Genomic DNA, 18,688 nt, shown 5'->3' with positions numbered 1-18,688 from the left:
TGTGTTTGCGTCGGCGGCGCTCGCTAACCCACCGCCGCAATCACCCTGCACATCTCCCTGACCACCGCGACATCCGTCTTATTCATACTCTTCGCCTCGAAACCAAAGGCGACCGCACGCGGATCGGCGCTTTCCACAGGCAAGCTGCAGGACCCATGCACCTCGCGGGCACCGGTTGCCTGCAAGATCGCCCCGGCATTGGCCGGGCGGATGCCGCTGCCGGGCATGATGGATATGCGCCCAGTCGCCTTGGCCGAGAGGCGTTGCAGGGTTTCGATTCCGTCGGGTGCCTTCAGCGCGCAGCCGGAGGTCAGGATGCGCTCACAGCCGAGTTCGACCGCCTGTTCCAGTGCCTGATCGGCATCCGGCACCAGATCGAAGGCGCGATGCAGGGTCGAGCCGAGGCCTGCAGCATGCGCCTTCAGACGGTGGATCAGCGGCATGTCGAGGGTACCATCAGGCCGATTGGCGCCGATGACGACGCCGGCGAGGCCTGCGGCGCGCACGGCGTCGATATCGAGCAGCATCGCTTCCTCGTCCGTCCTGCCGAAGATGAAGGGGCCGGCATGCGGGCGGATCATTGCGTAGACCGGGATGGGCGCCCGGGCGGCGATCTTCATCAGGCTCGGCAGCGGCGTCAGGCCGCCGAGCTCCAGCGCCGAGCAGAGCTCGATGCGGCCGGCGCCGCCTTCAATCGCGGCGGCAAGGCCCTCGGCGCTATCCACACACACTTCCAGCAGGATGGTCACGCGGCGCTCTCCCTGGCTTCGGCGCGCGCCATGGTCTGGGCGACGGCTTCCGATGTAAGTCTCGCCGCCGCTTCGATGATGACGGCGCAGGCATCGGCGGCGGCTTTGCGATGGTTGAAGGCGACGTGATAGGACATCGGCAGATGTTCGTCGAGATCGACGATGCGCACTTTATCGGCGATCGGCATGGCGCTGACGCGACCGAGGAAGGAGACGTAACCGTGATTGGCGACAAGGTCGACGATGACCGGCAGCGAATCCGCCGCGGTGATATCCCGGCTGCGCAAGCGCCGGTCGGGCGCACGCTCATCGCTGAAGGCCATCGCCGCATGGCCGAGGCCGGTGCGCGGGCTCGGCATGCAGATGGCGTGGCCGGCGACGAGATCGGCGACCGTGGTTCCGGTACTATCAGGCGGAGCGATCACCACCATATCGGTCTGCAGCAATTGGCGATGGCGAAAGCTCTCCAGCCCGAAGACCGAATCCAGAATCGCCACATCGATGCGGCCGCTCTTCAGCGCCTCGCGCAGATCGTCGGCGGTCATCGAAACCAGCGAGATCGCATTATTGCTGCGCCGCACATTCCATTCGGAGACCAGCGAGCCCAGGCAGCGCGCCACCCAGCTTTCCGAGCCGGTGGGGATGATCGAGCCGATGCGCAGCGACCGGGCGGCGCGGCGATAGCGCTCGTCGGCCGAGGATTTCAGATCGTTCCACGCCTGGCTGATCGTCGTGAAGATCTGGTAGGCACGCCTGCCCTCCTCCGTCAGCACTGAGCCCTGCGCCTGCCGCTCGAACAGCCGATGACCCAGAAATTTCTCCAGATTGGCAAGCTGAAGCGAAAGCTGCGGCTGACCCAGGCGAAGACGGCGGGCGGCACGGTTGATGCTGCCCTGATCGGCGACTTCGAGAAAACGCTCGATGGTGACGATCTTGACGGGGATGCGGGCTGCCCAGGCCGCATGGGCGTCGGCGGCCGCAGCGTCATGATCGATGAATTGACCGAACTCGCCGATCGCGGCGGTGATCGGCGCCAGACCTTCCAGCACCCTGCCGCTGGCAAGCAGCGTCACCAGCTCGCCGGAGGCGCGTTCCGTCAGCTTGATCGCCAGCTCGGTCTCGAGATGGCGGATCGCCGTCGACACCGTGGAAGGCGACAGCTCGAAGCGGCGCGCGGTCTCCCGCACCGAACCAGAGGTCAGCACATGGTGGCTTATGAACAGGGCGCCGAGATGCAAATCTCTCCCTCCGGAAAGCGCTGGAAAAACCGGACGATATGGTGTGTTCACGAAAAAAGATATCCCTGCATCCGCGGAGCCGGACTATCGTTTCCATCATAAGAAATCCGGGCGGCGGAAATTCCGCGAAAGAGCACCGGAACGCCGTGGAAACACGCAAGGGGACAAAAACAAATCGCGCCGACCCTGGAAAAGGGAATGCGTTTCCGCGCGTGGAGGTGCATTCGCCGCCATAATCGTGCTGCGACGGCAAATACTGGAGGGGGCTTGCATCGATTTTTCGAGCGTGCACGCTATTTCCATGACGCACGCAATTCCGGCATGGCGGCCCAAGTGGTCGCCGGTGCCGGCGGATTTTCTGCGCGCGCAGGCCTCCCGCCGAGGTTTGCGCCATATTCAACGGTGTCAACGAAGGGGATATTCCATGCTGAAGAAACTCGCACTCGCCGTCTCGCTCTCCGCCTTCGCGGCGGGTGCGGCCCATGCCGCGGATGTCGTCGTCTCGTCGAAGATCGACACTGAGGGCACGCTGCTCGGCAATGTCATCGCGCTCGCGCTCGAAGCCAACGGCATCAAGACACAGGACCGCATCGCGCTCGGCGCCACACCTGTTGTGCGCAAGGCGATCACCGCTGGCGAAATCGACATCTATCCTGAGTATACCGGCAATGCCGGCTTCTTCTTCAACAAGGCCGACGACGCGGCCTGGAAGAACATCGACCAGGGTTATGAGCTGGCGAAGAAGCTCGATTACGACGCCAACAAGATCGTCTGGCTGACGCCGTCGCCGGCCAATAACACCTGGGCGCTCGCCGTGCGCAACGACGTCGCTGAGCCGAACAAGCTGAAGAGCCTCACAGACTTCGGCAAATGGATTGCCGGCGGCGGTGCCGCCAAGCTTGCGGCGTCTTCCGAATTCGTCAATTCGGCCGGCGCGCTTCCCGCCTTCCAGACCACCTACGGTTTCCAGCTGAAGCCCGACCAGATGGTGGTGCTCTCCGGCGGCGACACGGCGGCGACGATCAAGGCGGCCGCCGACCAGACGAACGGCGTCAACACCGCCATGGTCTACGGCACGGATGGTGCGATCGAAGCGGCCGAGCTGACCGTTCTCGAAGACGACAAGAACGTGCAGCAGGTCTATGCGCCGACGCCGATCATCCGCGAAGAGGTGCTGAAGGCCAATCCGAAGATCGAGGAAGTGCTTTCGCCGATCTTCAAGAGCCTGACCGCCGACGAACTGCGCAAGCTCAACGCCAAGATCCAGGTCGACGGCGAGCCGGCAAAGTCCGTCGCCGAAGCCTATCTCAAGGAAAAAGGCTTCCTGAAGTAATCATCGCTCGCTCCGCCCGATTGCGGGCGGAGCCTCCCTTTGCTGATAGGGTTGGCCGGACGGGACTGGTCAGACAGGGTTGATTTGATGGAAGAAACCTCAGCGGTCCGCAGGCTGGACCGGCTCGGCGTGGTTCTGGTGGCGGGCGGCATCGCGGCGACGGCACTGATGCCCTTCATCTACGTCAAGGCGAACCGCATTGCCGCCGGCAAGCCGATGCTGCTGACGCAGCTTCTTCCCCAGCCCTCCGTCGTCACCCTGACCGTGCTTCTCATTCTGACCGCCTTCGCCGCGCTATTTCTCCGCAACGCAATGGCGCGGCTTGTCATCGCCACACTCTGCCTCGCGGCGCTGGTCGTTGCGATCGGCCTTACCTCGACGGCGGCGACGCCGCCCGGCAGCACCGTGGCGCGCATGACGCCGGGCGGCGGTTTCTGGGTGCTGTTTGCGGTGATCGGGCTCGTCATCTCGGATGCGCTGGTGAAGATCCGGCTGGCGCCGTGGATGCGGGTCGCAGCCCTTGCCGCCTATACGGCGCTGCTCTTCATCTCGCTCTCCTCCGGCCTGCTCGACAGCCTGTCGATCATGAAGGAGTTCTCGACGCGGGCGCCGCAATTCGAGACGGAAGCGATTTCGCATCTGCTGCTGGCCTTCGGCTCGCTCGCCATCGCCATTATCCTTGGCCTGCCGCTCGGCGTCCTCTGCTTCTGGGTGCCACGGCTACGAGCGATCGTGCTGCAGGGCTTGAGCCTGATCCAGACGATCCCGAGCCTGGCGCTCTTCGGCCTCTTGATGCTGCCGCTCGGTTATCTCGCCACCCATGTGCCGCTGGCATCAGCGATCGGCATTCGCGGCATCGGCACGGCGCCGGCCCTGATTGCGCTGGTGCTCTATTCGCTGCTGCCGATCGTCGCCAACACCGTCGTCGGCCTGCAGGGCGTCGATCCCTCGGTGCGGGACGCGGCGGCCGGCATGGGGCTGACGCGCCGGCAGATCCTTGTCGGCATCGACATGCCGCTCGCCTTTCCCGTCATTCTCACCGGCATCCGCATCGTGCTGGTGCAGGCGATCGGCATGGTGACGATCGCCGCTTTGATCGGCGGCGGCGGTTTCGGCATCTTCATCTTCCAGGGGCTCGGCCAGACGGCCATGGACCTCGTCCTGCTCGGCGCCGTGCCGACCGTCTTCTTCGCCTTCTCATCGGCCGTCATCCTCGATGCGGTCATCGACAGCATCCGGGGATCCGCCGCATGAGCATGATCGAGATCAGCAACGTCACCAAACGCTATGGCGCTGCCACCGTCGTCGACAATGTCTCGATGCAGGTCGAAAAAGGTTCGATCACCGTCATCGTCGGCACGTCGGGCTCCGGCAAATCAACGCTGATGCGGATGATCAACCGGCTGGTGCCGATCAGCGAGGGCGAGATCTTCGTCGGCGGGCAGAATGTCATGGATGTCGAGGTGACCGATCTCCGCCGCCGGATCGGTTACGCCATCCAGGGGCATGGTCTTTTCCCGCATCGCACCGTGGCGCAGAATATCGCCACCGTGCCGCAGCTTCTCGATTGGGATTCCACACGTATTTCCAGGCGCGTCGAGGAACTGCTCGGGCTGTTCAATCTCGATCCGGCGACCTTCGCCGACAAATATCCGCATCAGCTTTCCGGCGGCCAGCAGCAGCGCGTCGGGGTCGCCCGGGCGCTGGCGGCCGAACCGGAACTGCTGCTGATGGACGAGCCCTTCGGCGCCCTCGACCCTGTTATTCGCGGCAAGGCGCAGGACGACCTGCTGGCGATCCAGAAGCAGTTCGGCACCACCGTCATTCTCGTCACCCATGACATGGACGAGGCCTTCCACCTCGGCAACCAGATCGCTGTCATGAGCGAGGGCCGGCTGCTGCAATGCTCGACGCCGGAAAAGATCCTCACCGAGCCCGCCGACCCCTTCGTCCAGCAACTGACCGGCACCTCCGACCGGGCGCTGAAGCTGATGTCGCTGCTGCCGCTGAAGGAGAGCATGGAACCGGCCAAGAGCGGGCTTACCTATGCCCTGCCGCAGTCGCTCAGTCTGCGCGACGCGCTCGCCGAAATGATCTGGCAGGGGGTCGGCGAGGCGACCGTGCAGGACGGCGAAAAAGCGCCGGTGGGATCGATCTCGTTGACGCGGCTGCTCGAACTGGGCCGCAAGGCATGAAACTCGTCGTCGCCAATCTCTTCCGCCTGGCGGCGCTCGCCCTGCTGCTGATCCTGCTGTTCAGGACGGAGTGGCTTTCCTTCCTGCTGACGCCGCTGACCAGCAACAATGCGCCCGCCGTCTATACGCAGAACAGCCTCGCGTCGCTGGCGGTCGGTCATCTGCAGCTGGTGATCGGATCGATCGTCTGCAGCGCCGTGCTCGCCGTTGTCGGCGGCATCTTCGTCACACGGCCGAGCGGGGCCGACTTTCTGCCGCTGTCGCGGGCGATTGCCAATGCCGGGCAGACCTTTCCGCCGGTCGCGGTGCTGGCGCTCGCCGTTCCCGCCACCGGCTTCGGCGCCATGCCGACGCTGATTGCGCTGTTTCTCTACGGCCTGCTGCCGATCTTCGAAAACACCGTCGCCGGCCTCAAACAGGTGTCGCCGCAGGTGCTCGATGCCGCCGACGGCATGGGCATGAGTGCCACGCAGCGGCTGTTGCGCGTCGAGCTGCCGCTCGCCCTGCCGCTGATCCTCGAAGGGCTGAAGGTCGCCACCGTCATCAATATCGGCACGGCGACGATCGGCTCGACGGTGGCGGCCAAGGGCCTCGGCGAGGTGATCATCGCCGGGCTGATCTCCGACAATACCGCCTTCATCCTGCAGGGCGGGCTGATCGTCGGCCTGATGGCAGTGCTGATCTATGACGCCATGGGACTTGTCGAAGCGGCGATCACCCGAAGAATCGGCTTGCGCCCGGCGTGAAAGGACCGCTACCAAGACTGCTGTGACCGAAAGAATGGGAGGCAGAATTGGCAAAGATGATCCACTCGATGATCCGCGTTCTCGACGAGGCGCGCTCGGTCGCATTCTACGGCAAGGCCTTCGGCCTTTCGGTCGCCGACCGCGTCGATTTCGAAACCTTCACGCTGATCTATCTGAGCAGTGCCGAGACCGGCTTCGAATTGGAGCTGACGGTAAACAAGGGCCGGACCGAACCTTACGATCTCGGCAACGCCTACGGCCATCTCGCCGTCTCCGTCGAGGAGGTGACCGTCGAGCGTGAACGGCTGTCGAAGCTGGGGCTGAAGCCGGGTCAGCTGGTGGAGCTCAACCGCGATGGCAAACTCTTCGGCCTGTTCTTCTTCGTCACCGATCCCGACGGCTACAAGATCGAAGTGCTGCAGCGCCACGGCCGGTTTCTCTAGGACCTTTCATGATCGAAAAGACCGAGCTCAATTCCGGCTGGACGCTTCACTGCAACGATACAGGAAGATCCGGCCTGCCGGATGCGATCCCCGCGACGGTGCCGGGCTGCGTGCACCTCGACCTTCTCGCCAGCCGGCTGATCCCCGATCCCTATATCGACGTCAACGAGATCACCACCGACTGGATCGGCAAAACCGACTGGACCTATCGCTGCCGCTTCGAGGCCGTGCCGGATGAGGGCAAGGTGCAGGAACTGGTCTTCGACGGGCTCGATACGATCGCGGTCATCACGCTCAACGGCGAGGAGATCGGCCGCAGCTTCAACATGCACCGCACCTATCGCTTCGATGTTTCCGGGCTGCTGAAGGTGGGGGCCAACGACCTCACGGTCAGCTTCCGCTCGGCTTACGCCTATGGCGCCGAGATGAAGAAACATTACGGCTACCGGCCCAACAATTATCCGGGACCGGGCAATCTGATGCGCAAGATGGCCTGCAATTTCGGCTGGGACTGGGGGCCGACGCTGGTGACGGCGGGCCTCTGGAAACCGCTCAGGCTGGAAAGCTGGGATCGGGCGCGGCTTGCCGAAACACGGGTGTCGGCCACGCTTGCCGGCGGTGACGGGCTGGTGAAGATCCATGCGAAGGTGGCGCGTCATGGCGACGTGAAGCCGTGCCGGCTGGTCGCGACGATCGGCGGGGTGACGACGACGGTTGCGATCGGCGCCGCAGAAGACACGGCCGCCTTCGCGCTTCGCCTGCCCTCGCCAAAACTCTGGTGGCCGCATCATCTCGGCCCCCAGCCGCTCTATCCCCTGACGCTTGAGCTCGTCGACGATGCTGGCGGCGATCTGCTCGACAGCTATCAGCGGGCGCTTGGTTTCCGTTCGCTCAGGCTCGACACCTCGGCCGACGCGCATGGTTCGGCCTTCACCTTCGTCATCAACGACGTGCCGCTGTTCATCGCCGGCGCGAACTGGATTCCCGACGATTGTTTCCCTTCGCGGGTGACGGCGGGGCGCTACGCGGCACGGATCGACGAGGCGAAAGCCGCCAATATCCACATGCTACGCGTCTGGGGCGGCGGCATCTTCGAGTGCGACGAATTCTACGAGGCCTGCGACCGCATGGGCATGCTGGTCTGGCAGGATTTCCTCTTTGCCTGCGCCGCCTATCCGGAGGAGGAGCCGCTTCGAAGCGAGGTCGAGGCTGAAGTGCGCGACAATGTCGTGCGGCTGATGCCGCATGCCAGCCTGATCCTTTGGAACGGCAACAACGAGAATATCTGGGGATTCGACGAATGGGGCTGGCGGCCGGTCATCAAGGCCGATGAAAGCTGGGGGCTCGGTTATTATCTCGACCTGCTGCCGAGGCTCTGCGCCGAACTCGATCCCGACCGGCCTTATTATCCCGGCAGCCCCTATTCCGGCTCGATGGAGATCGCGCCGAATGCCGATGCGCATGGCTGCAAACATATCTGGGACGTCTGGAACGATGTCGGCTACGAGGTCTACCGCGACTATGTCCCGCGCTTCTGCTCCGAATTCGGCTGGCAGGCACCGGCCAATTGGGCGACGATCGAAGAAAGCGTGCACGACCAGCCGCTGACGCCGCAATCGAACGGCGTCTTCCATCACCAGAAGGCGACGCAAGGCAATGACAAGCTGATCCGCGGCCTCGCCGGTCATCTGCCGGAGCCGAAGACGATGGACGACTGGCACTTCGCCACCCAGCTCAATCAGGCGCGCGCCATCCGTTTCGGCATCGAGCACATGCGCTCGCATCGAAATATCTGCAAGGGCGCGGTGGTCTGGCAATTCAACGATTGCTGGCCGGTGACCTCCTGGGCGGCGCTGGATTCGGCCGGGCGCCGCAAGCCGCTCTGGTATGCGCTGAAGGCCGCCTATGATCCACGGCTGCTGACAATCCAGCCGCGTGATGGGGGGCTTGCGGCAGTGGCGGTCAACGAACGCACGCTGTTCTGGCGGGCGAAGATCAGCGGCAGACGTTTGAATCTCGACGGCTCCGTGCTGGCCGAATTCGAATTCTGGCGCCTGCTCTGCGACCGCTTCGAAGCCAAGGCGTTTCCGCTGCCCGAGGATATCGTCAGCCCCGGCTTACCGAAGGAGGAAGTCATCGTCATCGAGATGCTCGACAGGCGGGCTTTTCACTATTTCGTCGAGGATATCGAACTCGCCCTGCAGCCGCCGCGGCTGAGCATCGATGTCACAGCGATCGATGGCGGGTTTGCGGTTGCGGTGACGGCCGAGAACTTTCTCAAGGATCTCTGCCTGATGGCGGACCGGCTGGATCCGGATGCCGTGGTGGATACCATGCTGGTGACGCTGCTGCCGGGCGAGAGCCATGTATTTGCGGTGACGACGGGCAAAATGATTCGGGCTGAAGACATTGTCGTCGGTACGGTGCTGCGGTCGGCCAATGATCTTGTTGCGGGTTGCTGAAAAGCCCCTCATCCGCCTGCCGGCACCTTCTCCCCGCGCGCGGGGAGAAGGGGGATATGCCGCGACCTCTCCATTCCTCACTAACCTCGCGCAGGGCGAGTCCCCTCGCCCCGTTTACGGGGAGAGGGTTAGGGTGAGGGGCAGCGCCACCGACAACAGCACACACCAAAAGGCCCCGCATCGCACGGGGCCCTTCCAGTTCCGCCTATCGGACGACGTTACATCCAGTAGGGCGGCACGCCGTAGTAGTCATACACTCGGCGGCCATTATCGTTGTACCAGGTGTCGTCATCGTCCGCATAGCTCGGGGCGCCTTCGATCTGTTCCTTGGTCAGATCGATGCGATAGCCGTCCAGCTGGGTGTCGTAGTTCAGCTTTTCCCAGGGCAGCGGGTAGTGGTCGTGGCCGATGCCCAGGAAGCCGCCGAAGCTCAGCACGGCATAGGCGACGCGGCCATCGAGCTTGCCGATGATCAGGCGTTCGATCGAGCCGATATGTCTGCCATCGGGCCCATAGACACGGGTGCCTTCGACGCGGTCGCTGGCGATCAGCGAATGTGTGCTCTTGGCGTTCGGGTCACGGCGGTTGGCGTCGGTATCCTGGTTCAGCATTGTGCACCTCCTTTTGGTTTTCTCGGATTGGGTATGGAAGATCAACGTCATGGCGGGTTCAAAGTTCCCATCTCCGGCGGGATGGCACGGCCAGCGAATGTTGACGTTTACGTCAAGGTTAGTATAGCTTCAATTCGGCTTGAACCATTCGAGCAATGGCATAAGCTGCCGGACTGGAAGATGGAGGGTCTTTCCGGTCGATTTGCCGACCGATCGTCGGCACGGCGGCCGCAAGGGAGAGAGACACGATGAACAGCATTTCCGTCCATCCGAACGGAGCCAAGCCCGAGAAACCCTGGCTTGCCGCCTATCCGGAGATGGTTCCGGCCGAGCTTCCGCCGCTGGAACATGCCTCGCTGGCGGAACTGCTCGAAAAATCCTGTGCCCGTTACGCCGACCGGACCGCCTTTTCCAGCATGGGCAAGGCGATGAGCTATCGCGAACTGGAGAGCCAGACCCGCAAGGTCGCCGCCTGGCTGCAAAGCACCGGCCTCGAGAAGGGTGACCGCGTCGCGGTGATGATGCCGAACGTCCTGCAGAACCCGGTCGCGACCTACGCCATCCTCAGAGCCGGCCTCGTCGTCGTCAACGTCAATCCGCTCTATACGCCGCGCGAGCTCGAACATCAGCTGCGCGATTCCGGCGCCAAGGCGATCTTCGTGCTTGAGAATTTCGCCCGTACGGTCGAGCAGGTGCTCAACAAGACCGACGTCAAGCATGTCGTCGTCACCTCGCTCGGCGAAATGCTGGGGCTGAAGGGGCTGATCGTCAATTTCGCCGTACGCAAAGTGAAGAAACTCGTCCCCTCCTGGTCGATCCCCCAGCACAAAAGCTTCGGCCAGGTGCTGCGCGAAGGGGCGAAGAAAAGCCTGCAGCCGGTCGCTCTTACCGGCGGCGACGTCGCCTTCCTGCAATATACCGGCGGCACGACAGGGGTTGCCAAGGGCGCGGTGCTGACGCATGCCAATCTGCTTGCCAACAAGCTGCAGCTGTCGCTCTGGCTGCGGTCAGCCTTCGAGCGCAAGAAACAGCCGGAGGTGCTGAATTTCCTCTGCGCCCTGCCGCTCTACCATATCTTCGCGCTGACGGTGAATTCGCTGATGGGCATGTCGCTCGGCGCCCGCAATATCCTGATCGCCAATCCGCGCGACATTCCCGGTCTGGTCAAGGAATTCGGCAAGTCCGAGGTGCATATCTTTCCCGGCCTCAACACGCTGTTCAATGCGCTGATGAACAATGCCGATTTCGCCAAGCTCGATTTCTCCCCGCTGATCATGTCGCTCGGCGGCGGCATGGCCGTGCAGCGCCCGGTCGCCGAACGCTGGCTGAAAATAACGGGCACGGCGGTGACCGAGGGCTACGGGCTTTCCGAGACCTCGCCCGTCGCCACCGCCAACCGCTTCGATTCGCCCGAATTCACCGGCTCGATCGGCCTGCCGATGCCCTCCACCGACCTCGATATCCGCGACGAGCAAGGCAAGTCGCTGCCATTGGGCGATGTCGGCGAGATCTGCATCCGCGGGCCGCAGGTGATGGCCGGCTATTGGCAGAAGCCGGAGGAGACGGCGCGGGTGATGACCGACGACGGCTATTTCCGCTCGGGCGACATGGGTTTCATGGACGCACGCGGCTATACCAAGATCGTCGACCGCAAGAAGGATATGATCCTGGTCTCCGGCTTCAACGTCTATCCGAACGAGATCGAGGAAGTCGCCGCCATGCACGCCGGCATTCTCGAAGCCGCGGCGATCGGCGTGCCGGACGGGCATTCGGGCGAGGCGGTCAAACTCTTCGTGGTCAGGAAGGATCCGAAGCTGACGGAAGCCGAGGTGAAGGCCCATTGCATCGCCAATCTCACCAATTACAAGCGCCCGCGCTTCATCGAATTCCGTACCGAACTGCCGAAATCCCCCGTCGGCAAGATCCTGCGCAAGGACCTGCGCGGCTGAATTTGACAAGCTCATGAAATTTAAAGCCATCCGCTTGCCGCGGGTGGCTTTTTTCATGTTGGAGCAATGGCTGAACTTGATTTGGCCCCGATAAAGCGAATAGTTTCCGCAACCTTTCCGCCTCCAAAGGAGCCTCCCCATGAACGCCATCGTCGAACAGCTGAAAAGCACTGCTGATGCCACCAAGGCGACCGATCTCCGTGCGGCCTTCGCCGCCGATTCCGAGCGCTTTTCGCGATTCTCGGTCTCGCTCGACGATCTGCTGATGGATTTTTCCAAGACGGCGGTGAATGACGACATCCTCAAGCTGCTGGTGAAGCTTGCCGAAGACGGCGGCGTCGAGAAGAAGCGCGAGGAGATGTTCTCCGGCAAGGCGATCAATTTCACCGAGGATCGCGCCGTGCTGCACACCGCCCTGCGCAACCGCTCCAACACGCCGGTTCTGGTCGACGGCAAGGACGTGATGCCCGATGTCAACGCTGTGCTCGCCGCCATGGGCAAGTTCGCCGACGAGATCCGCTCCGGCGCGCTGAAGGGCGCCACCGGCAAGGCGATCACCGATGTCGTCAATATCGGCATCGGCGGCTCGGATCTCGGCCCTGTCATGGCGACGCTGGCGCTTGCCCCCTTCCATGACGGCCCGCGGGCGCATTTTGTTTCCAACATCGACGGCGCCCATATCGCCGATATCCTCAAGCTGGTTCAGCCGGAGACGACGCTGTTCATCGTCGCCTCAAAGACCTTCACGACGGTGGAGACGATGACCAATGCGCAGACGGCGCGTAAATTCATCGCCAAGGCGCTCGGTGAAGCGGCCGTGCAGCATCACTTCGCCGCCGTCTCGACGGCGCTCGACAAGGTTTCAGCCTTCGGCATCGACAGCGCCCGCGTGTTCGGCTTCTGGGATTGGGTCGGCGGCCGCTACTCGATCTGGTCGGCCATCGGCCTGCCGCTGATGATCGCCGTGGGTCCGGAGAATTTCGGCAAGTTCCTCGATGGCGCCCATGCCGTCGACAATCACTTCCGCAAGGCGCCGATTGCAGAAAACCTGCCGATGCTGCTCGGCCTGATCGGCTTCTACCACCGCAATGTGCTGGGTTATCCCACCCGCGCCATCCTGCCCTATGACCAGCGCCTGTCGCGTTTTCCCGCCTATCTGCAGCAGCTCGACATGGAATCGAACGGCAAGGGCGTCACCATCGACGGCACGCCGGTCGAGGGCAATTCCGGGCCGGTCGTCTGGGGCGAGCCCGGCACCAACGGCCAGCACGCCTTCTACCAGCTGATCCATCAGGGCACGAGCATCATCCCGGCCGAGTTCATGATCGCCGCCAATGCCTTCGAACCGGAGCTGCGCCACCAGCACCAGCTGCTGATCTCGAACGTTCTTGCCCAGTCGGAAGCGCTGATGAAGGGCCGCACCTTCGAAGAAGCCAAGAAGCAGCTGACCGACAAGGGCATGGACGACAAGAAGGCCGATTTCATCGCCCCGCACCGCGTCTTCCAGGGCAACCGTCCGTCGATCACCTTCGTCTACGACAAGCTGACGCCTTACGCGCTCGGCCGCCTGATCGCGCTTTACGAACATCGCGTCTTCGTCGAGGGCGTGCTCTTCCGCATCAACTCCTTCGACCAGTGGGGCGTCGAGCTCGGCAAGGAACTGGCGACGGGTCTGTTGCCTGTCGTCGAGGGCAAGGAGAGCGCGGCAGGCCATGACTCCTCGACGCAAGGGTTGGTTGCGGCGCTGTCGAAGCTGGCGAAGTAAGTACTCGAGGCTGCCGCCCCATCTTAATCAAGAGGCCGGGCAAACCTCTATGCCCGTCCTCCGGCGCCCTATGCCCAGGAGAGGAGTCCTGCAGCGGGCTGTGACCCGCGCAGGCGATCCACAGGCCGACATCGCGACGGGCGCCAACATCATCATCACGGCGGCAAAAGTCGAACCGACATCGGTGGCGTCAGGCGCGCGGCCCCGCACAGACGCTCCCGTGCGGAAGCGGATGAAACGTTCTTCTAATGGAAAATTGTAGAAGGAATTCTTTCAATCCGCGGCGATCGCCCTAGATTCAAGCAAATTCTGTGCAACGGCTGTCTCCCAAGACATGGCCCATCAAGCCCGGGACGACGCTCCGTTCCATTATTCCCATTGGCCTATGAGCAGGCCCTCGTCCGGATCGGCGCGGAAAAGCTGAACCGCTCCAAGGCAAAGGAACCCCATGAGCCGTCTTATCGTCGTTTCCAACCGTGTTCCCGTGCCGAACAGAGATGGCGGTGCGGCTGCCGGCGGCCTCGCCGTCGCGCTGCAGGCAGCCCTGCAGGAGCGCGGCGGCATCTGGATGGGGTGGTCGGGAGAATCGAGCGGCGACAGGGAACCCGGCGCGCTGTCGCTACAGCAGAAGGGCAATATCACCTATGCCCTGACCGACCTCACCGACACCGACGTCGAGGAATATTATCGCGGCTTTGCAAACCGCGTTCTCTGGCCGATCTGCCACTACCGCCTGGATCTCGCCGAATATGGCCGGAAGGAAATGGCCGGTTATTTCCGCGTCAACCGCTTCTTTGCGCACCGGCTGGCGCCGTTGATCGCGCCTGATGATATTATCTGGGTTCACGATTATCACCTCATCCCGCTGGCGGCGGAACTGCGCCAGATGGGGCTGAAGAACCGGATCGGCTTCTTTCTGCACATTCCCTGGCCGCCGGCCGACATTCTCGTCACCATGCCGGTGCACGAAGAGATCATGCGTGGGCTCTCGCATTACGATCTCGTCGGATTCCAGACCGATTACGACCTCCAGAACTTCGCCGGCTATCTCAGAAGGGAGGGCATTGGCGACGACCTCGGCAACGGATTGTTCGATTCGCATGGGCGCACATTCAAGGCCGGCGCCTATCCGATCGGCATCGAAACCGCTGGATTCGCCGAATTCGCCGAAAGAGCCGCAGAGAACGTCATGGTCCAGAAGACCCGGCGCAGCATCGAAGGCCGCGACATGATCATCGGGGTCGATCGCCTCGATTATTCGAAGGGCATCATTCAGCGGCTGGAAGCCTTCGAGCACTTCATCACCGTCAATCCGGCCTACCAGAACAAGGTGACCTTTCTGCAGGTCACGCCGAAATCGCGATCGGAAGTTCCCGAATACGAGCAGATGCAGAAGATGGTCGCCGAACAGGCCGGCCGCGTCAACGGTTCCATCGGAACCGTCGACTGGGTGCCGATCCGCTATGTCAACCGATCGATCAGCCGCAACGTACTCGCCGGGCTTTTTCGGCTGGCGACGATCGGGCTCGTCACACCATTGCGCGACGGCATGAACCTCGTCGCCAAGGAATATGTCGCCGCCCAGGATCCGGATCGCCCGGGTGTCTTGGTGCTGTCACGCTTTGCCGGCGCCGCACGAGAGCTGAAGGGCGCGCTGCTGGTCAATCCTTATGACGTCGAAGGTACCGCCAATGCGATTGCGCGAGGGCTCGCCATGTCGCTGGAGGAGCGCCGCGACCGCTGGAGCATGATGATGGAACATCTGCTCTCGCACGACGTCTCGCTCTGGTGCAAAGATTTCCTGCGGGACTTGGTGGCTGCCCCGAGCTCCGAGCGGAGCGGGGCTCAAGGGTAGTCTCCTGATTGATCGGCATCCATCGTCATCGCATGAGCCGTCGAAGGCGCACGGGCGGGCCATGGACGTAAGGGCTGGCTGCGGCGCTTGGCAAAGTAAGCGCTAAAAATGCCCCTCACCCTAACCCTCTCCCCGTAAACGGGGCGAGGGGACGTGCCCTGCGAGACGTTGACGAGGGACGGAGAGGCTGCGGCATGTCCCTTCGCCCCGCGCGCGGGGAGAAGGTGCCGGCAGGCGGATGAGGGGCCGACGCTGGCTGAAGCTTAAAGCCCGATCTCATGCGCCCAGGGCGGGTTGGCGCCGGCGCGGGAGACGGTGACGGCGGCGGCTTTGGCGCCGAGCGTCAGGGCGTTGCGCACCGCCTGTTCGTCGAGCGCGGCGACCTGCGCCTTGGTCAGCAGATTATCCCTCTTCAGCGAGGCCAGCACGCCGGCATCGAAAGTATCGCCGGCGCCGACCGTGTCGACGACCGCGACGCGCTGGCTCGGCACCGTCACCTTGCGATCCCTGGTATAGCCGGAAGCGCCTTCCGCACCCTTGGTGATGACGACGAGCTTGGCGCCCTCGGCGATCCAATGGGCGGCGAGCGCGTCGTGATCGCCTGCAAGACCGAACCAGTCGAGGTCTTCGTCGGAGAATTTGACGATGTCGGATTTGGCCGCCATGCGCTTGATGCGGGCCATGTGCGCCGGCTTGTCCTTGATGAAGCCGGGGCGGATGTTGGGATCGAGCGAGATGACGCGCTTTTCGGCCTCGCGGTCGAGCAGCGCTTCGTAGGTTTCGCCGCAGGGGCTCGGAATCAGGCTGATCGCGCCGAAATGCAGCGCCTCGCAATCGTCGCCGAGGGTTGGCAGGTCGGCCTCGGTGATCATGCGGCCGGCCGTGCCCTCGTCGTAGAAAGCATAGGTCGCTTGGCCGTTGACCAGCTTGACGAAGGCGATCGTCGAGGGGCGCTGTGTGATGGCGCAGGGGCTGTAGTCGACATTGGCGGCCTTCAGCGTCGCAAGCAGGATTTCGCCCATCATGTCGTCGGCAATGCCGGTGAAGAAGGCGGTGGGGATGCCGAGGCGGCCGAGCGCGATCGCGGTATTGAAGATCGCGCCGCCGGCATAGGGGGCAAAGCCCTTTTCACCAAGGGTCGTGTCCCTCGGCAGCATGTCGATCAAGGCTTCGCCGCAGCACAAAATCATCATATTCCTCCCAACAGCACTGATAGGTTCATCAACCGATTAAGCGAGCTTTTGTCAACTGGCTAGAGCGAAAGCTCACTGACGCCACCGTTCCGTCCCGACCAGGCGAGCGGCGCATCGAGGAAGGCCTCGACCTCCTCGAGCGTCTTCTCGTCGAAGAGCTTCTGCGCCTTGGCGACTGCAAGCATATTGCGCCAGGTGGCGATGTGATGCAGCCTGACCTTGCCGTCGGTAAAGCGCTGCTGACCGAAGATGTCGTAGAAAAACAGCGCGATGCCGTGATCGACGATGCCGCCGGCAGCGCGGACGGCATCGATGAACTTGAACATGCTGGTTCCGGCCGTCGTCAGGTCCTCGATCACCAGCACGCGCGACCCTTCCGGCATATGGCCTTCGATCTGGGCATTGCGGCCATGGCCCTTCGGCTGCTTGCGGACATAGATCATCGGCAGGCCGAGGCGATCGGCAAGCAGGGCGGCGAAGGGGATGCCGGCGGTCTCGCCGCCGGCGATGCAGTCGAACTGCTCGAAGCCGGCATCACGCAGCAGCGTGCTGGCGGCGAAATCCATCACCGTCGAGCGGATGCGCGGGAAGGAAAGCAGCTTGCGGCAATCGATATAAACAGGGCTCGCCATGCCGGAGGCGAGTTTGTAAGGCTGGGCCGCATTGAAATGCACCGCCTTGATCTCCCAGAGCATCTTGGCCACCAGTTCGGCCATTACGGCGCGGTCGGGAAATGTCGTCTGGATCATGCGGCTCTCCTTCAGCTTTGCGTCTCCGGCAATAGCAGCAAGAGCCCATCGTTTCCAGACGCAAGGCGAGCCTTACAGCAAGAGACGGCCGATATCAGGCCCCTGCATCTTCTTGAAGAGCGCAATCGCCGCATCGCCCGCTTCCGCATCCAGCGAAACGGCATAGCGCACGGCGGCGGCAAGCAGTTGCATCGTCAGCCGGGCGATCGCCAGAAGCTCGCCGCGGTCACGCTCCGGCCACAGGCGGGCGAGCACGGCGAGCAATGCCTGAGCATGGAATTCCATATCCTCGGCATCGACCTGCTGCAGCAGCTTGTCGGTATGGGTCGCATGCCAGATATCGCGCATGACGGGCTCGCGCCGGAAAAAGGCATAATATTCGTCGGCGATAGTGGCGAGCGCGCCGGCGAGCGCCGCTGGATCAGTCACCTCAGCCAGCTCCGCCTCGACGCAGCGCCTGCCCTCCTCGTTGAAGCGCTCGGCCAATGTCCGGATGATCGAACTCTTATCGGGGAAATATTGGTAGAGCGCGCCGAAGGAAAGACCGGCCTTTTCGACGATTTCGCTCATCTTCAAGCCGTCGCTGCCGCGGCTTTCGATCAGCTCGGAGGCGACGGCGAGGATCTTTTCGAAGCGTTCGCGGCCGCGCTGCTGGCTGGGAATGCGGCGCGGCTGGCCGGTATGTTGCTGGCGCCTGCGTGATGCGACCGGCTGATCCGACATCGTCTCTCCTTCGACGGTTGACAAGGAAAATAAGAGAGTTTATCTCATTTTGCAAATGGGAGAGTTTCTCTTGTTTTAAATCTTCGGAAGGAGCTTCGACATGCAGATCGTCCTCATCCTTTCCCTCGTCGCCGCAGCGATCGGCAGCGGCCTCGTCGCCGGCATCTTCTTCGCCTTCTCGACCTTCATCATGACCGCCTTCTCCCGCATCCCGGCGGAACAGGGCATCGCCGCAATGAATTCGATCAACGTGACAATCGTCCGCTCGCCGTTCATGGCCCTCTTCGTGCCGACGGCAATCCTCTGCATCGTCATATCAGTGCTGGCGCTGATGAACTGGCGCGGCGGCGCATCCGCGCTGATGCTGGCGGGTGCGGCCCTCTATGTCGTCGCCTCTTTCCTCTCGACCATCATCTTCAACGTGCCGATGAATGATGCGCTGGCGAAGGTCAGCGGCGGCGGGGCAGAAGCGACCGCGCTCTGGGCGACCTATCTCAGGGACTGGACGTGGTGGAACCATGTGCGGACGGCAGCCTCGCTGCTTGCCTCGGTTGCCTTCGTCAGGGCGCTGATGATCCTCTGAGAAGCAAACGCCGGTGGCTGCCCCTCATCCGCCTGCCGGCACCTTTGTAACTTCCCTTTACCCGCTATTGGCGTAGTACTGCCTATTGCGGTGG

Annotated in this window: 16 protein-coding genes; 10 read left to right on the top strand and 6 right to left on the bottom strand. The window is 62.9% G+C overall.

Annotated features, from left to right (window positions below):
* Positions 1-23: 23 nt before the first annotated feature.
* Positions 24-749 carry a copper homeostasis protein CutC gene (locus tag AF337_RS11225; RefSeq protein ID WP_049732242.1) on the bottom strand — a complete coding sequence of 242 codons (726 nt, stop codon included), beginning with the start codon at positions 747-749 and terminating at the stop codon, positions 24-26.
* The gene (locus AF337_RS11220) at positions 746-1,987 is read right to left on the bottom strand and encodes a LysR family transcriptional regulator (protein WP_049732241.1); all 1,242 of its coding nucleotides are present in this window, start codon (positions 1,985-1,987) and stop codon (positions 746-748) included. Before AF337_RS11220 ends, AF337_RS11225 begins: the two co-directional genes overlap by 4 nt.
* A 424-nt stretch (positions 1,988-2,411) precedes the next feature.
* Between AF337_RS11220 and osmF the strand changes: the two genes are divergently transcribed.
* From osmF to AF337_RS11190, 6 genes are all read left to right on the top strand, one after another.
* Positions 2,412-3,320 carry a glycine betaine ABC transporter substrate-binding protein OsmF gene (gene osmF / locus AF337_RS11215; protein ID WP_049732240.1) on the top strand — a complete coding sequence of 303 codons (909 nt, stop codon included), beginning with the start codon at positions 2,412-2,414 and terminating at the stop codon, positions 3,318-3,320.
* Between the two features lie 87 nt (positions 3,321-3,407).
* Positions 3,408-4,574, top strand: coding sequence for an ABC transporter permease (locus tag AF337_RS11210; protein ID WP_049732239.1), 1,167 nt, complete (start codon positions 3,408-3,410; stop codon positions 4,572-4,574).
* Entirely contained in the window at positions 4,571-5,515 is a 945-nt protein-coding gene (locus tag AF337_RS11205) for an ABC transporter ATP-binding protein (protein ID WP_049732238.1), read from the top strand. Before AF337_RS11210 ends, AF337_RS11205 begins: the two co-directional genes overlap by 4 nt.
* Positions 5,512-6,261 carry an ABC transporter permease gene (locus tag AF337_RS11200; protein ID WP_049732237.1) on the top strand — a complete coding sequence of 250 codons (750 nt, stop codon included), beginning with the start codon at positions 5,512-5,514 and terminating at the stop codon, positions 6,259-6,261. The genes AF337_RS11205 and AF337_RS11200 overlap by 4 nt, the downstream gene beginning before the upstream one ends.
* Positions 6,262-6,308: 47 nt before the next feature.
* The gene (locus AF337_RS11195; protein ID WP_049732236.1) at positions 6,309-6,704 is read left to right on the top strand and encodes a VOC family protein; all 396 of its coding nucleotides are present in this window, start codon (positions 6,309-6,311) and stop codon (positions 6,702-6,704) included.
* An 8-nt stretch (positions 6,705-6,712) separates the two neighbouring features.
* A complete protein-coding gene (locus AF337_RS11190) occupies positions 6,713-9,166 on the top strand; it encodes a glycoside hydrolase family 2 protein (protein ID WP_049732235.1) in 2,454 nt (817 codons plus the stop codon).
* 218 nt (positions 9,167-9,384) lie between these two features.
* Here AF337_RS11190 and AF337_RS11185 read toward each other — a convergent pair whose 3' ends face one another.
* The gene (locus AF337_RS11185; protein WP_049732234.1) at positions 9,385-9,777 is read right to left on the bottom strand and encodes a PRC-barrel domain-containing protein; all 393 of its coding nucleotides are present in this window, start codon (positions 9,775-9,777) and stop codon (positions 9,385-9,387) included.
* Positions 9,778-10,025: 248 nt separating this feature from the next.
* Here AF337_RS11185 and AF337_RS11180 point away from each other — a divergent pair, with 248 nt between their 5' ends.
* From AF337_RS11180 to otsA, 3 genes are all read left to right on the top strand, one after another.
* Complete coding sequence (locus tag AF337_RS11180) at positions 10,026-11,726, top strand: long-chain fatty acid--CoA ligase (protein ID WP_049732233.1); 1,701 nt, start codon at positions 10,026-10,028, stop codon at positions 11,724-11,726.
* A 139-nt stretch (positions 11,727-11,865) separates the two neighbouring features.
* Positions 11,866-13,491 carry a glucose-6-phosphate isomerase gene (pgi, locus tag AF337_RS11175; protein ID WP_049732232.1) on the top strand — a complete coding sequence of 542 codons (1,626 nt, stop codon included), beginning with the start codon at positions 11,866-11,868 and terminating at the stop codon, positions 13,489-13,491.
* Positions 13,492-13,939: 448 nt separating this feature from the next.
* Positions 13,940-15,346, top strand: a complete 1,407-nt coding sequence (gene otsA / locus AF337_RS11170) for an alpha,alpha-trehalose-phosphate synthase (UDP-forming) (protein ID WP_049732231.1) — start codon at positions 13,940-13,942, stop codon at positions 15,344-15,346.
* A gap of 263 nt (positions 15,347-15,609) precedes the next feature.
* Here the strand turns inward: otsA and AF337_RS11165 are convergent, their stop codons facing one another.
* From AF337_RS11165 to AF337_RS11155, 3 genes are all read right to left on the bottom strand, one after another.
* Positions 15,610-16,536, bottom strand: coding sequence for a carbohydrate kinase family protein (locus AF337_RS11165; protein ID WP_049732230.1), 927 nt, complete (start codon positions 16,534-16,536; stop codon positions 15,610-15,612).
* 62 nt (positions 16,537-16,598) lie between these two features.
* Complete coding sequence (locus AF337_RS11160; RefSeq protein ID WP_049732229.1) at positions 16,599-17,288, bottom strand: orotate phosphoribosyltransferase; 690 nt, start codon at positions 17,286-17,288, stop codon at positions 16,599-16,601.
* A 72-nt stretch (positions 17,289-17,360) separates the two neighbouring features.
* The gene (locus tag AF337_RS11155; RefSeq protein WP_049732228.1) at positions 17,361-18,011 is read right to left on the bottom strand and encodes a TetR/AcrR family transcriptional regulator; all 651 of its coding nucleotides are present in this window, start codon (positions 18,009-18,011) and stop codon (positions 17,361-17,363) included.
* Positions 18,012-18,111: 100 nt separating this feature from the next.
* On the opposite strand from AF337_RS11155, the gene AF337_RS11150 reads away from it, so the two are divergent.
* Positions 18,112-18,594 carry an anthrone oxygenase family protein gene (locus AF337_RS11150; protein ID WP_049732227.1) on the top strand — a complete coding sequence of 161 codons (483 nt, stop codon included), beginning with the start codon at positions 18,112-18,114 and terminating at the stop codon, positions 18,592-18,594.
* Positions 18,595-18,688 lie beyond the last annotated feature (94 nt).

This window comes from Rhizobium ecuadorense (assembly GCF_001187535.1).
GTDB classification, from domain to species: domain Bacteria; phylum Pseudomonadota; class Alphaproteobacteria; order Rhizobiales; family Rhizobiaceae; genus Rhizobium; species Rhizobium ecuadorense.
The sequence above is the reverse complement of the archived record's forward strand: the minus strand, read 5'-3'. Positions and strand labels throughout refer to the sequence as shown.

What these genes read in the sequence shown, in the direction of transcription:
- osmF (WP_049732240.1), top strand. Translation starts at nt 2,412, where the DNA reads ATGCTGAAGAAACTCGCACTCGCCGTCTCGCTCTCCGCCTTCGCGGCG.
- AF337_RS11210 (WP_049732239.1), top strand. Translation starts at nt 3,408, where the DNA reads ATGGAAGAAACCTCAGCGGTCCGCAGGCTGGACCGGCTCGGCGTGGTT.
- AF337_RS11205 (WP_049732238.1), top strand. Translation starts at nt 4,571, where the DNA reads ATGAGCATGATCGAGATCAGCAACGTCACCAAACGCTATGGCGCTGCC.
- AF337_RS11200 (WP_049732237.1), top strand. Translation starts at nt 5,512, where the DNA reads ATGAAACTCGTCGTCGCCAATCTCTTCCGCCTGGCGGCGCTCGCCCTG.
- AF337_RS11190 (WP_049732235.1), top strand. Translation starts at nt 6,713, where the DNA reads ATGATCGAAAAGACCGAGCTCAATTCCGGCTGGACGCTTCACTGCAAC.
- AF337_RS11185 (WP_049732234.1), bottom strand. Translation starts at nt 9,777, where the DNA reads ATGCTGAACCAGGATACCGACGCCAACCGCCGTGACCCGAACGCCAAG.
- AF337_RS11180 (WP_049732233.1), top strand. Translation starts at nt 10,026, where the DNA reads ATGAACAGCATTTCCGTCCATCCGAACGGAGCCAAGCCCGAGAAACCC.
- pgi (WP_049732232.1), top strand. Translation starts at nt 11,866, where the DNA reads ATGAACGCCATCGTCGAACAGCTGAAAAGCACTGCTGATGCCACCAAG.
- otsA (WP_049732231.1), top strand. Translation starts at nt 13,940, where the DNA reads ATGAGCCGTCTTATCGTCGTTTCCAACCGTGTTCCCGTGCCGAACAGA.
- AF337_RS11165 (WP_049732230.1), bottom strand. Translation starts at nt 16,536, where the DNA reads ATGATTTTGTGCTGCGGCGAAGCCTTGATCGACATGCTGCCGAGGGAC.
- AF337_RS11160 (WP_049732229.1), bottom strand. Translation starts at nt 17,288, where the DNA reads ATGATCCAGACGACATTTCCCGACCGCGCCGTAATGGCCGAACTGGTG.
- AF337_RS11155 (WP_049732228.1), bottom strand. Translation starts at nt 18,011, where the DNA reads ATGTCGGATCAGCCGGTCGCATCACGCAGGCGCCAGCAACATACCGGC.
- AF337_RS11150 (WP_049732227.1), top strand. Translation starts at nt 18,112, where the DNA reads ATGCAGATCGTCCTCATCCTTTCCCTCGTCGCCGCAGCGATCGGCAGC.